The sequence below is a fragment of the Streptomyces sp. V4I23 genome (assembly GCF_030817975.1).
Classification (GTDB): domain Bacteria; phylum Actinomycetota; class Actinomycetes; order Streptomycetales; family Streptomycetaceae; genus Streptomyces.
On sequence record NZ_JAUSZW010000004.1, the window covers coordinates 3,854,260 to 3,867,359 of the forward strand.

The following is a 13,100-nucleotide window of genomic DNA, read 5'->3' on the forward strand; positions in this document are numbered from 1 at the left end:
AGCGGCACACCGCCGCAAGAGGCCAGACGCATGGGACCGCCTGCAGCTCACACTTCGCACACCCGATCTCCCTTCCGGGCCCGGAGCGGCCCCTCGACGTACCGAGTACGGGACTTGAGCACCGCAGGCGGTCCAGATGCGGGAACTTCTCCGCCCTGTCGTGGAGCATCAGCCACCGGTTTACCGGACGCGGCGTTTCCCTGCCCGTCGGCGGCGGCCCAGGTGTATGCGGAGGAAGATCAGGTCGGCGACGAGCACCATCACGCCGATGATCAGCAGGTAGAACAGTCCCTCGGTCACCGCTCCGGTGATGCCCAGCACGATCGCGACGATGATCAGCAGGAGAAAGAGGGCCATCTCCATCACCTCGTATCGCGGCGTTCCTGGCCTGCCTGCCGGTCTTCCGTGGCGATCGGGTGTGTCCGGCCGGTGCCGGTGTCGATAAGGATCTGCTCGGCCGTGGCGTTGTGGGCGCTGACGGCCCGGGCCATCGCTGCGCGTGCTGCGTCGGGAGTCGTGTCCGGCGGGATCACCAGCAGGGAGAAGTGGTCTCGATCCCCTCGGGTGATGAGGACGGTGTCATCACCGACCGGGAAGGAGTCGATGTGCACGACGCGGTCGTCGATGATCAGTCGTGTCGGTAGTTCTTCCCAGGCGCTGGAGTCCAGGCCGACGCGCGTGAGGGGTCCGACGTGCTCGGTCAGCGCGGTGATCAGGCTGGGCAGCTCGGCGCCGACGTCGCGGGAACGCGGCCACCATGCGCCGTCGAGGATTCCCTCGCGGACATGTGTCGTCCCCAGCCGCAGAAGGGCTGTTCCAGGCTTCACGGCCTTGTGGATCGCGTCCGGCAGGACCTTCGTTTCCGGTGGGGTGTCGGCGTCGGACATGGTGTGCTCACCTGTCTGCGGGGTTCGGTGTGCGTTCGTTGATCGCCTGGGATGACGTCCGGGGGGCTACCGGTTTCACGGTACTCCGTGATCCCACCCGCGGGCTGCGGATCCGCACCGGCGGTTTCCATCGAATTCGCTGGTCACGGCCGGGTTCACCGGACCATGCCCGGAGTAGAGTGGAGACACCGGGAGTACTTCGCACACCAGCTCCACGCGGGTGTCGTTCTCGGCGAGCAGCAACACTGGGACCATGAAGATGCGCCCGGGGACAGGTCCGCGCCATGACCGCGACCATCGACCGCACGACTGACAGTGAGCGCGAGACCTCACCGCCGACCCGCCTGTCTCTGACCCCGAAGGGGTCGGCTCCGGGGCTTTTGGACGGTGCCTGGTGGCCTCGCTCTCGCGATCTTTCCCGTGAACTCCCCGCCCTCGTCGAGGTGCTGGACGCGTGCTGGGGACGGATCACGCGTGTCACGGTGAACCCGACCCACTGGCCCGTGATCCCGCGCAAGGTGGCCGTGGCAGGGCACACGGTGCACGTGGGCTGGTTCGCAGACGAGCAGGACCCGCACAAGCTGATCCTTCTCTCCTACACCACAGGCCGCTGGGATCTGCTGGTGATCCCGCCGGAGGCCGGTGCGGCTGCCGCCGCCCGACTGATGATCGCGGCAACCACCCCCGGCGGGCTCGCCGCCGCCAGCGGCCTCATCGCGAGCGAGGACGTCGCCCGCGACGCCAGGGACGCACTGGGCCGGGAAGAGGAGTGGGAGACCGACGGCGGGCACGCTTCAGCAGCGGCCGAGCAGCCCGACCCGACCGGGCCCATGAGCTCCGCCCGAGGGAGGTGAGGACATGGAGACCGCCATCACCGTGTCCGTGATCATCGCCATGATCCTCATAGGTGTGCTGTTGATCCATCTGCTCAATGGCCAGCACGCCGAGCGGATCGCAGCATTCCACTACGGCGATGTCGTGCCGGGCATCGGTCGGCGGCGGCGGAAGAGCCGACGGCCGGCAGAGCGTGCCGGATCGTCCGTCGCCCCCGCTCACCCCGTCGCCGCTGCTCACAGGGAAGACCGAGAAGAGGCCGCGGATGACGCATGACCTTGTTGTGACCGGGGCGGTGGGTGTGGGGCTCGACGAGTGTGGGGCCACCGCCCACCGGCACGTCGAGCTGATGAACGAGGCCACCATGAAGCCACCGGAACCACCCGAGGACGGGCGGGCCGAGGTGCGCATCGTCGCGGCGTCCCCCGAGACCGCCCGTCGGGTCGCAGAGGTACTTCGTCATTGCTTCGCCTCCACCGAGCAGCGCAGCTACCCCGCCGGCAGCGACGGCGGAACCCGCCTCCACCTCACCGTGGACATCACGCAGACGGCGGAGCGGGCGCGGCCCTGGCTGGCAGCCAGTCGGTCCTCCGATCAGGACCGCACACAGACGGATGAAGTCTGAGGCAGAGACCCTCGTCGGCGCCCCGGCACGAGTGGGTGCCCGGCACGAGTGGGTGGCAGACCATGGCAACACTCCACGAGCGGAAGAACTACCGCGAGGCGATCATGAAGTCCCTGTACGTGGCCACGGAAGGCAATCGCCTCCTCGGCGTCACCGGGGCGAAACTGCGCGACGACCTCCACATGCCCGAGCAGGACCTGGCCGCGGCCTGCACGTATCTGGCGGGCGAGGGTCTCATCACAGTCGACTGGGCACGGGGAAACACCCCCGCGATGGTCACGCTGACGCATCGGGGAATCCGGCTCATGGAGGCCGAAGAGGAGGAACGCGGCTGACGCGGCACTGAGCCCCTTCCGGCCAGGCCCGCATTGCCCTGAAAGTCCCTTCTGCCGGATAGGCGGCACAGGCATAGCATGGTGAATGGGTCGGTGCACTCTCACGTGCAACCGCCCGGAAGGGCGACCCCGGTGTGTATACGCCGGGGTCGTTGCGCACGATCGGCGCGACGGCAGGGACATCGGCTGGCGAGCTGAAAGGGCACGGTGATGGCGGAGGGTGATCGGCAGCCTGGCAAGGACACGGTGGACCGGTCGGAGGGGTTCGGTGAGCGGCTGCTGGGGGTGCTGCTGGACCGGGCACACGAGATGCCGCCGCAGCTGATCGCCCCCCTGATCGCGGAAGAGGTGGCCCGGGTCGGTGGCCGGGACATCTCGATCCTCCTGCAGGACTATGCGCAGCTGCTCCTGGTGCCGCTGCCGGGTAGGCGGCTGACCCTCAGCGGGCCCGAGCCGATCGGTGAATCCCCCGCCGGCACGGCCTTCCTGCGTGCGATCCCTGTCGAGGTACCGCAGGCCGACGGCGTCCGGATGTATCTGCCGTTGCTGGACGGCAGCGACCAGGTGGGAGTCCTGGCCGTCACCCTGGAGACCGTCGACGACGACGACCGGCGCCTGCTGCGCAGACTCGCCGGCCTGATCGCCGACATGCTGGTCACCAAGCACAGCTACACCGACCAGTTCTTCCTCACCCGGCGCCGTGAACCCATGAGCGTGGCCGCGGAGATCCAGTGGTCTCTGCTTCCGCCGCTGGCGATGGCCGTGCCGCAGGTCGCGGTGGCCGGAATCCTGGAGCCCGCCTACAGCGTCGCCGGCGACAGCTTCGACTACGCACTCAACGACGACATCCTGCATGTGGCCGTGATCGACGCGATGGGCCATGGCCTGAACGCCGCCACGATGGCCACCGTCGCCATCGGCGCCTACCGGCACTCCAGACGTGCCGGCATCGGCCTGTCCGAGATCTACACGTTCATGGACCGGGCCGTCGCCGAGCAGTTCGGGCCCGAACACTTCGTCACCGCGCAGATGATGCGTCTGGACATCGCAACGGGCCACCTGCAGTGGGTCAACGCGGGCCACCCGGCACCGCTGCTGATCCGCGAACACGAGGTCCTGAGGCAGCTGGAGAGCCCGACCACCTTGCCGGTCGGCTTCGGCGGTGAAGAGCCCCAGGTCAGCGAGCAGATACTGCAACGCGGCGACCGGGTGTTGTGCTTCACCGACGGCCTGATCGAGGAACACGAAGCCGGTGAAGAGCAGTTCGGCGAGGAACAACTCATCCATTGGGTCAACCGCGTCGAGCAGGCAGAGGAGGGAGTGCGGGCAGTGGTGCGCTCGCTCTCCCACACACTGAAGGAGGAACGGGGCGGGAGCACCAGTGACGACGCGACCCTCTTCCTGATCGAGTGGCTCGGAGGCGCCGCCGACCACCTCGCCGTCCTGGAGTGAGCAAGCCGGCACCCGGCCCATCGCCGCAACGGTGCCCTTCAGGGCGGCGAACAGCGGTCGTCAACGGTGCGATGGGCCGTTCAGGAAGCCCTCCGCCCTCTTCCCGACAGTGCGGTCCCCGGCGCGATGGCCTCATGGGACGCGCTCGGCAGACCGCTCGACGCGCGGGGCGTGCGTGACCGGGCCTAGGCTTCAAGGGGGCGTACAGCGGCGTGCATGCATGCTCGCCCCTGGGGCACATGATGCTGCGACCGCGTTCGCACGTCGCCGGGCCGTGCTGCGAGAGGTGACTCCATGGACCACGAGCCGTTGCCCTCCGCGGGCCACGCAGAGGTTCGTATCGTCGCGGCGACGCCGGAGGCCGCCCGGCGCGTCGCGGAGGTACTCCGCCGCTGTTTCGCGTCGACCGAGCAGCGTAGCTATCCCGCAGGCAGCGAAGGGGCCACTCGCCTCAGTCTCACCGTCGACACCGCGCACGCCGCGGAGCCCGCACAGTCCTGGCTGGCAAGCAGCCGTTCGCCCTTCGACGACCGCGTGCAGGCAGACGAGGTGTCCTCGGGCGGCGAGCGAGAGCTCGGCAGCCCTCCTGGTGCCGGCGCGCGCCCCGCCGAGGGAGACCGGGGAGCGGCAGCCACGGCGACACTGCGTGAGCGCAGGACCCATCGGCAGGAGGTTCTGAAGGCTCTCTACGAGGCCGTCGGACACCATCGCCGGGAGGTCGGCGCAGACGCGCTCCGCGAACGACTTCGTCTCCCCGACGAGGACCTGAGCGCCGCCTGCGCCTACCTGGCCGGCGAGGGCCTGATCACCGTCGACTGGACATCGCACGAGACCCCGGCGACCGCCTCGCTCACCCACGAGGGCATCAGGTTCATGGAAGAGGCGGAAGAGCGCGGCTGAAGCGCGCGGTGTCTCCTGGGCCAGGCAGGCCGTGCAGGTCACCGGGCCCCGCGTTCCGACAAACCCATAGCCGGCCAGGGTGCGAGTACTCAGTCCCACCTGAGTGCTTCGGCCGAGGAGGGCCTTGTCCGCCGCGTGCCCGATCAGTGAGCGACCAGCCGGGGGGGCGCTGCGTTAGCATCCCGAGTGGGGCAGGTGGAGCTGGAACGACGACCGGCCTGTGCTGTCCTTCGGGCGACTGCTCGCGGTCAACGACGTCGGGGAGCGTGACGACCCCCATGGGCAGCCGGAGTACTGGAAGGTGGAGTTGCAGCTCGTCTTCGGCGAGGACCCGGCATGGGCCGATCTCGACAGCATGGGACATCAGGACACCGGGTTCGACCACGCCGAGATCGGCGTTTCAAGGACTGCCGCGCTCGCGGAGAGGCGTCGCTTCATCGAGTCCTACCCCCAGCTGGTCGCCATGTGGCGAGCCGAACCCGCTCGCAGCGCCTTGACCCTCGAACGAGCGGGATAGCGCGGGCTCGAAAGGGAGGCGGCCACCCCGGACGCACGGGTGGCCGCCACACGCCGGTCCGTTCAGTGCTTCTTGCGGCCCTTGGCCGGGGTCGCGCCCGGAGACTTCACCGCGGCCGCGGCGTCCACCACGCCCCAGCCGTAGACCGGTGAGTAGACACCCGTCAGGCCGGTGCCCGGCTGGCGGGCCGTGCCGAGGAGCGTGTTCTCGACGTCGGCCAGGGTCCGGCCCTGGGCGAAGAGCAGGGCGGCGACGCCCGCCACGTGCGGCGTGGCCATGGAGGTGCCGGCGTAGTAGTCGTAGTCCTTGTGGCCGCAGGAGGCGGATCCGGTGCCGGCCGGCACGGTGGACACGATGTCGTCCTTGCAGGAGACGAGTCCCGCGCCGCCGGGAGCAGCGACGGCCTTGAGGTCCGGCTTGTTCGGGAGTTCGGAGAACCAGCTCTTCAGCTCGTTGCGGTCGGTCGAGGCGACGCAGATCGCGCCGGGCTCCCACGCCGGGGTGTTGCAGGCCGGAGTGGCGGAGTTCCCGGCGGCCACGACGACCGACGTGCCCTGCGCGCCCGCGTACGCGATCGCTTCGGTCACCGACGACTCCAGGCCGGTGATGGTGACGACCTGCGTGCCCGCCAGCCCGCCGAGGCTCATGTTGATCACGTCGGCGCCGTGGTCCACGGCCCACCGTATGCCGGCGGCTATGTCCTCGAAGGTGCCGCTGCCCTCCTCCAGCACCTTGACCGGCATGATCCTGGCGTTCGGCGCGACACCGGCGACACCGGTGCCGTTGCCCGCGACGGCGGCCACGATGCCGGCGACGTGGGTGCCGTGCTCGTCGCCGTTGTTCTCCCCGTCGGGGCCGCGGAAGTCGCCGTTCCCGCACGGCCCACCGGCCTTGCCGCAGCCGGTGAACGTGGCGCCGGCCACCAGGTTGCCCTTGAGGTCGGGGTGGGTCAGGTCCACTCCGGTGTCGACGACGGCGACAACGGCACCCGTGCCGGTGCTGGTGGCCCACGCCTGTTCGGCGCGGACCTGGTCCAGGCCCCACTGGTCGCCTCTCAGCGGGTCGCCGGCGCCGGCATGCGCGAGGCCGGCCGACGTGCTCAACAGGGCGGCGGCGCCGAGAAGCGACGCGGCCAGAGTGAAACTGCGGTTGCGGGACATGTGTTCCTCTCCTGGGTGACGGACGGGAGCACCGATGGTCAGCCGGTCTGCCGCGCGGTGAGGGTGAACTGGTAGTCGGCGCCGTACAGGTAGAGCAGCCCGACGTAGGCCGCGCCGGGGGCGATCACGGCCTTCTGGCCCGGCGTCGCGAAGTCGCCGGTGATCGGCTTGCACGCCGCGTCGTAGAAGAACATCTGCATCTCGCCGAGTTGGCTCTCCGGCTCGGTGTACGACGCCACGTGCAGTCCGTCGCCCCAGCCGGCCGGCAGCTTCATGATCCACGCGTCGGCGCCCTGAGCGGCCGGGGGTGTGCCGCAGGCGGCCTGCCACGAGGCCACGGTCACGCCGGGACGGTACGGCTCGGTGCCGGGGAGGTACCACAGCCCCTGCGGCGCACCGGCCTGGATCGTCCCCGACTCGCTGACCGGCTCGTCCGGCGTGAACGGCAGCGGCTCGACGCCGGAGGCGTTGCCGAACACCTGGAGTTCGGACAGCACGGCGTACGTCTTGGTCTCGCCCTGGATGGAGTCGACGAAGACCCGGACGTGGCTCGCGGTGACCGGTGCGTCCAGCTTCAGGGTCTGGATCTGCATGTCCGGCGCCGTGGGCCGCGGCGCCCGGGCGGCGAACGTGCCCGCCTCGACCGTCTTCCACAGCACCCCGTCCGTCGAGGTCTGGACGGTGAAGTCCTTGGTCGCGTTGAACCGTCCGGCCGTGGTCGGCTTGAGCGTGCTGACCGCGATGCGGGAGACCTGCGCCTCCTCGGCCAGCTTCACCTCGGCCACCTGGTGCGCGCCCGCGTTGTACGGCTTGCCCGTGTCCTTGGTCTTCCACGCGGTCGCCTCGGTGTCGTCGATCAGGAAGCTCGCGGGAAGGCCGTCGTCCTGGCTGGTGGTCTTCACGAGGCTCGCGCCGTTGTGCTTCGAGGCGAGGTTCGGCGCCAGCTCGAGGGTCCGGGCGGTCGTCCTGCCCGACTGGACCTGAAGACCCCGGAACTTCTGGATGCCGAAGCCGCGCGCCTGCACGGTCACCGTGTAGGCGCCGTCGACCATCGGCGCCGAGACGACACCGCCGGGGCCCGACGTGCCGAGCGGTGTCACCCGGGCCTCGAACTCACCGATGATCACCCGGGCGTCCTCGACGGGTTCGCCGGTGGAGGCGTTCACCAGCTTGACGGCGAGCATCCCGTTGCGCGACGGGGCCGCATGGTCGAATCCCGGCTTCGGGTCGGTGTCGTCGGGACCTGCGGTCGCGGCCGAACGGCCCGCGCCGCGGCGGGCAAAGGCGGTCCAGATGGTGTCGGTGTTGTCGCCGTGGAAGCGGAGGGTGTCCGCGTCGAGGATGGCGTCGCGCATGTCGAGGAACGACGGCGACGGCGGGGACAGCGGCATGGCGTCGGTCACCAGGTGCTCGGCGATGTCGCTGCCCGCCTTGGTGCCGTACCGGTCGACCAGGGCGCGGCGCAGGTCCCACAGCATGGCGGTCCAGATCTCGCCGTCCGCGTGGACCTCGGGACCCGTGATGTCGTAGCCGTAGTCGCCGTATGTCAACGGGCTCTTGTCGTAAGCCCAGTTGCGGATGCCCCGCTCGGCGTTCCCCACGGCGTACTCGCCGACCACGGCCTTGTCGTAGAGGCCCTCGCGGCCCAGGTGGTTGATGGCGTACCAGTCGCCCCAGCCCTCGCCCATCGCACCGGACTGCTCACCGCCGAGCGAGCCGAGTCCGCCGCCCCCGACGTACCGGTTGGACAGGCCGTGGCTGTACTCGTGCTGGATGACGGTCTGGTCGAAGTTGCCGTCGGCGTACGGGCCCTCGAACGCGTCGTTGATCGGCTCCCACAGGTACATGCTGGAGAACGACGGGATGCCGTCGGGCAGGGTCAGCATGTTGGCGTTGTCCCGGCCGAGGTAGGTCGGCGCGCCACCGGTCGCGGCACCCGAGTGGGCGAGACCGCTGATCGGGTCGCCGCCCTGGCCGCCCTTGCCGAAGTTGTTGACCTGGAAGTTGCCCGCGGTCTCGGTGAAGCCGAACTGGTAGTACTCGTCGTGGATCCGGTTGTGGTGGTAGAAGAGGTTCGTCACCGCCGGGTCGCGGTCCAGCACGTACGACGGCGGCAGCGTCTGGCCCTTGGTGCGGGCCCAGTTGGCGGCGTACGCGTAGTTGAACTGCGCTGTCGGGCTGATCGGCCGGTTGTGCTCGTCGGTCGGCGCCAGTGGTGCCGTGTACTGCGCGAAGGTGTTGGCGTTGTTGCCGAGCGTGGTGGGGCCGGGCAGTCCCGCGGCGCCGCTCGGGTCGACCCAGCCGCCCGGTGACGACGCGTTGGGGCCGAAGCTCTTGATGACCGGCCCGCCGCCCTGCGCAGCGCCCGGGAAGTTCTCGTAGACCGTGCCCTCGGGCTCCAGGGGGCCTTCGTGGTGCACCAGGGAGTGCCTGGCCAGCGTCTTGCCGGTCGCCGCGTCGACGACCACGCCCCACGCCTCGTCGAGGCTCTTGACGAACAGCACGCTGTACGCCGGGCGGGCACCGCCGGGCGTCGGGAACGCGACCTTGCGGACTCGTTGCACCTGTGCGAACGGCCCGGCCGCGAACACCTGGTAGCCGGCCTGGGTCTCGCCTGTCGGCAGCGGCACGAAGTCGGACGAAGGAGACAGCGACGACACGACAGCGGCGAGTGCGTCGGCCGGGGACTTGTCGAACCCGGCGAGCAGGCCGCCGCTGCGTACCGGGTCACCGGCGTAGGACAGCACCCGGCCGTCCTCGGCCACGGTCACCGTCATCACGCCGCCGTGCACGGCCTCGACGCCGTCGAACGCCTGCGTGAAGCTCACCACCCGGGCGCCGATGCCCGGCAGTTCGTGGTCACGCCGTACCGCAAGCGCCTCGACGTCCGCGGCCGACAGGCCGAACGCCGCGCGGTGCGCCTGCAGCCAGTCCCTCGCGATCGCGAGCGGTTCGCCGGCCCGCGGACCGGTGAGATGTGCGCCGGGCGCTCGCACGGTCCGGGGCGTCCCGTAGGTGGTGTTCCAGGTGACTTTCGGCGATACGCCTGCCGGGGCCGACCTCAGCAGCGCCGCCACGGCCGCGAGCTGCTCCTCGGTGGGCGGCAGGGTCGGCAGGCCACGTCGTACGTCCGTTGAGTCCTGCGGGACGTCACCGGCGACGGCCGACGCCGGGCCGCCCGACGGGTCATCGGTCACGGAGTGGGCGACCGTCGGTGTCGCCATCAGCGCAGCGGTGAGCGCGGACACGACCAACTTGCGGGATGCATTCATGGGCAGTCCTCGGCTGGAAGCGATGCGACGGCCGCGGTCCGTCGACGCAAATGAAAGCCTCGGTTCCGCCCCCTGGACAATCCAAGAACTGCACCTATTCTTGCCTCAATCATGAATGACAATGCGTCCGGGGCGCGCCCGTTCCTTCCGGGCCCGTCCCCTGCGTCCTTCGCCGAGAACGTGTCGACAGCCGTTCAGGAACAGGTCCGCAACGCCGAGTTGGCCGCGCTCCGCGGCCGGGCCGACCTCGGTCTCGAAACGCTGCGGAGCGCCCTGGCGGAACTGCCGCGGCTCGCCGACGACGACCGGATCGCCCTCGCCGAGATGGCCTCCATGCTCACCCGGTGGGGAGCGCCCGGCCCCGCCCCCTGGGCGCTTCTCGACGAGTTGGCCGCCGCGTGCCACACCCCCCGCGCACGCGGTGCGGTGTTTCTCGCACAGGCACGGGCCGCCCGGGGGAAGGCGATGGCCGACTACGGCACCCGGGCCCTCTTCGAGTTCACCGCGGCGGGAGACATAGGAGGACAGGCGCTCGCCCTGAGCCGCATGTCCTTCCCCGCCGATGCCGGCCTCAGCCCCTCCTACCGGCGCGAGCTCGCCCGCCGGGCGCTGTCCTTGGCCCAGCAGTCCGGCGAGCCGTGGATCATCGCCCTCGTCGCCGGCATGCTCGCCGCCGGCGAGACCTATCAGGGACGCAAGCACGCACCCCATCGCTGGCGTCGGGCCGCCTCGCTGCTGCCGGCCGACCTCGACGCGGTCACCGGCGAGATCGCCTCGCTCAACTACCTGAACTGGGCGCTGACCTGCGCGTACGTCGGGGACTACCCGACCGCCCTGGAGGCCGTCGGTCGCGGCCGGGTGGTGGGCCGGGGGCCCTGGGTGAACAAGTTCGCCGCGGTCGAGGCGCTCGTGCGTCACCGTACGGGACACCTCGACGTCGCGAGAGAGCAGGCCGCGGTCGCGATGACGGGCGCCGCACCGGGCGTCCGCGAACTCGGCAGCGCTGTCGCCGCCGCGGTGACGTTCGAGACGGCCCGCCGCCTCCCGCACGACACCCTCGAGGCGGTCGTCGAGGTGGCGTATGCGACCTCGCCTCCGTGCGGCGCGAGTGCGGCGGCGACGCTTGCGTACATACGCCATGCGCGCCGCGAGCCGCGCCCGGCGCGCGGGCTGCCTCCGATCCTGCGGAAGGCTCGCGAGGCCGAGCACCACTTCGGCTGGGAGGACGCCCTGCTCGCGCTGACCGAGATCGCACCCGACGCGGCGCGGGACGAGGCCGCCGCCATGTCCCGGTTCTGGTCGCCCTATCCGCGCGCCGCGGCGATCCGTTCGGTCGTCGAGGGACACCTCGCCGGCAGGCGCGGCTGGGCCTCCCTGATCGCGGGCGCGGACGCCCTCGCCGACATGGGCGAGCCCATCACCGCCGGCCGCGCCTACCACGCCGCCGCCCGGGTCGCCCCCTCCACGCCCGAACGGGCCCGCGCCCGCGACCGCGCCGCCGAGCTCCTGACCTCGGCGGGAGCCGACAGATCGCTGGCCACGCTCGCCCGCGACCGCTCCCTGCACCGGGGCCTGCTCCACGTCCCGGAGAACCAGCGCCACCAGGTGAACGCCGGGCTCACCCCCCGCGAGCGCGATGTCGCGGTGCTCGCGGCCCAGGGGTTCACCGCGGTGGAGATCGCCGGCCATCTGGGCATCACGGTCGGCACCGCGCGCAACTACGTGATGAACGTCCGCCGGAAGTTCGGCTCGGTACCCAAGCGACGCCTGGCACTGGTGCTCGGCATGGTCGGGGAGCCCGACTGAGCCCGGCCGGGCTCGCGGATGCGTCTCGGGTGGTGCGGGGCTGCCGGCGCACGGCCGGCAGCCCCAGCCGTTCCCGGCCGGTCCGGCCGGGAACGCCGTGGGCCGCGGCGCCCGTATGGCCGAGCCCGGCGGCACAAGGGCGGTGGTCCGAAGGACACGGATCACGGCCCGGGAGGGCCGGGCGCGCCGCACGACTGACGCCCCCATGCGGGCCCGTCCTCTTCGGGATCAGTCGCCTCGCACCGGCAGTTCGCCCGAGCCCCGCGCCACCAGGCGGGTCGGGATCGTGACCGTACGGGCGCGGGTGCGGTCGCCGTCCAGGCGGGACAACGCCGTCGTGGCCGCCGCCGTGCCGAGGGCGGACGGGTTCTGGGCCACCACCGTCAGGGCCGGTTCCAGCACCTCCGCGAGCGGAAGGTCGTCGAAGGTGACCAGGGCGATGTCCCTGCGGCCGGTGCGGGCGAGTTCCGCCACGACGCCGAGCGCCACGATGTTGTTCCCGGCGAAAAGGGCCGTGGGAGGCTCCGGCAGGGACAGCAGGCGCGTGGTGACCGCGGCTGCCGTGCTCTGGTCGTGGGCGCCGGTCACCAGCGTGCGGTCGTAGGCGATGCCCGCGTCCTCCAGGGCGGCGCGGTAACCGGCGAGGCGCTCGCGCCGCGTGTACAGCCTCGTGGGCAGGTCACCGACGAAGCCGATGCGCCGGTGGCCGCGCTCGACGAGGTGCGCGACACCCTCCTGCGCACCGGAACGGTTCGAGCTGACGACGCAGTCGGCGGACAGCCCGACGCCCGGGCGGTCGAGGAAGACCACGGGCAGGCCGGCCGCGCGCTGGGCCTTGAGATAGGTGTGATCGGCCCCGAACGCCGGCACGACCATGAGCACGCTGACGCGCCGCGCGAGGAACGTCTGGATCAGGGTCCGTTCGCGGTCGGGGTCGTCGGCGGACGATCCCATCAGGAGCGTCAGCCCCCGGTCCCGCACCGTGTCCTCGATCCCGCCCGCGACCGTGCCGAAGAACGGGTTGCCGAGGTCTGGGACGATCAGGCCGATGGTGGTGTCGGGGCCGCCCACGCGGATGTTGCGGGCCATCAGGTTGGGCTGGAAGCCGAGCTTCGCCACGGCGGCGAGCACCCGCTCCCTGGTCTGCGGCGAGCTCGGCCCGTCCTCGTTGAGCACCCGTGAGACCGTCTTGGCGCTGACGCCCACCTCGCGGGCCACATCGGCGAGGGTCGGGCGTCGTGTCGCGGCCATGTGTCACCGTTCCTGTGTGTGCGGCCCGGTGGTCCCGGCCGGGAAGCCGGCCGGGACCCGC

At 71.0% G+C, this 13,100-nt stretch carries 12 protein-coding genes and 1 pseudogene; 8 read left to right on the plus strand and 5 right to left on the minus strand.

Features of this window, described 5'->3' with window-relative positions; translation table 11 throughout:
* Nucleotides 1-180: 180 nt before the first annotated feature.
* Together QFZ82_RS19730 and QFZ82_RS19735 are read right to left on the minus strand one after the other, a co-directional pair.
* A complete protein-coding gene (locus QFZ82_RS19730) occupies nucleotides 181-357 on the minus strand; it encodes a hypothetical protein (RefSeq protein ID WP_307714424.1) in 177 nt (58 codons plus the stop codon).
* Between the two features lie 5 nt (nucleotides 358-362).
* On the minus strand, nucleotides 363-887 hold the full coding sequence (locus tag QFZ82_RS19735) for a DUF5994 family protein (RefSeq protein ID WP_307714425.1): 525 nt from the start codon (nucleotides 885-887) through the stop codon (nucleotides 363-365).
* Between the two features lie 284 nt (nucleotides 888-1,171).
* Between QFZ82_RS19735 and QFZ82_RS19740 the strand changes: the two genes are divergently transcribed.
* The 7 genes and pseudogenes from QFZ82_RS19740 (at nucleotide 1,172) to QFZ82_RS19770 (ending at nucleotide 5,550) form a co-directional block, all read left to right on the plus strand.
* Nucleotides 1,172-1,741, plus strand: coding sequence for a DUF5994 family protein (locus QFZ82_RS19740; RefSeq protein ID WP_307714426.1), 570 nt, complete (start codon nucleotides 1,172-1,174; stop codon nucleotides 1,739-1,741).
* 4 nt (nucleotides 1,742-1,745) lie between these two features.
* Nucleotides 1,746-1,997: a hypothetical protein gene (locus QFZ82_RS19745; RefSeq protein WP_307714427.1), complete on the plus strand. Its 252-nt coding sequence runs from the start codon at nucleotides 1,746-1,748 to the stop codon at nucleotides 1,995-1,997.
* A gap of 88 nt (nucleotides 1,998-2,085) precedes the next feature.
* Complete coding sequence (locus QFZ82_RS19750) at nucleotides 2,086-2,346, plus strand: hypothetical protein (protein ID WP_307717773.1); 261 nt, start codon at nucleotides 2,086-2,088, stop codon at nucleotides 2,344-2,346.
* Nucleotides 2,347-2,408: 62 nt separating this feature from the next.
* Complete coding sequence (locus tag QFZ82_RS19755; RefSeq protein WP_307714428.1) at nucleotides 2,409-2,681, plus strand: hypothetical protein; 273 nt, start codon at nucleotides 2,409-2,411, stop codon at nucleotides 2,679-2,681.
* Nucleotides 2,682-2,891: 210 nt separating this feature from the next.
* Entirely contained in the window at nucleotides 2,892-4,133 is a 1,242-nt protein-coding gene (locus QFZ82_RS19760; protein ID WP_307714429.1) for a PP2C family protein-serine/threonine phosphatase, read from the plus strand.
* Nucleotides 4,134-4,427: 294 nt separating this feature from the next.
* Nucleotides 4,428-4,682 (plus strand): annotated as a pseudogene (locus QFZ82_RS19765) (hypothetical protein); the annotation flags it as partial.
* Between the two features lie 571 nt (nucleotides 4,683-5,253).
* A complete protein-coding gene (locus QFZ82_RS19770; RefSeq protein WP_307714430.1) occupies nucleotides 5,254-5,550 on the plus strand; it encodes a hypothetical protein in 297 nt (98 codons plus the stop codon).
* A gap of 62 nt (nucleotides 5,551-5,612) precedes the next feature.
* On the opposite strand, the gene QFZ82_RS19775 is transcribed toward QFZ82_RS19770, so the two are convergent.
* Together QFZ82_RS19775 and QFZ82_RS19780 are read right to left on the minus strand one after the other, a co-directional pair.
* The gene (locus QFZ82_RS19775; RefSeq protein WP_307714431.1) at nucleotides 5,613-6,710 is read right to left on the minus strand and encodes a S8 family serine peptidase; all 1,098 of its coding nucleotides are present in this window, start codon (nucleotides 6,708-6,710) and stop codon (nucleotides 5,613-5,615) included.
* 38 nt (nucleotides 6,711-6,748) lie between these two features.
* Complete coding sequence (locus QFZ82_RS19780) at nucleotides 6,749-9,982, minus strand: M36 family metallopeptidase (protein ID WP_307714432.1); 3,234 nt, start codon at nucleotides 9,980-9,982, stop codon at nucleotides 6,749-6,751.
* 111 nt (nucleotides 9,983-10,093) lie between these two features.
* Between QFZ82_RS19780 and QFZ82_RS19785 the strand changes: the two genes are divergently transcribed.
* Complete coding sequence (locus QFZ82_RS19785; RefSeq protein ID WP_307714433.1) at nucleotides 10,094-11,788, plus strand: helix-turn-helix transcriptional regulator; 1,695 nt, start codon at nucleotides 10,094-10,096, stop codon at nucleotides 11,786-11,788.
* A gap of 228 nt (nucleotides 11,789-12,016) precedes the next feature.
* Here the strand turns inward: QFZ82_RS19785 and QFZ82_RS19790 are convergent, their stop codons facing one another.
* On the minus strand, nucleotides 12,017-13,039 hold the full coding sequence (locus QFZ82_RS19790; RefSeq protein WP_307714434.1) for a LacI family DNA-binding transcriptional regulator: 1,023 nt from the start codon (nucleotides 13,037-13,039) through the stop codon (nucleotides 12,017-12,019).
* Between the last annotated feature and the right edge of the window lie 61 nt (nucleotides 13,040-13,100).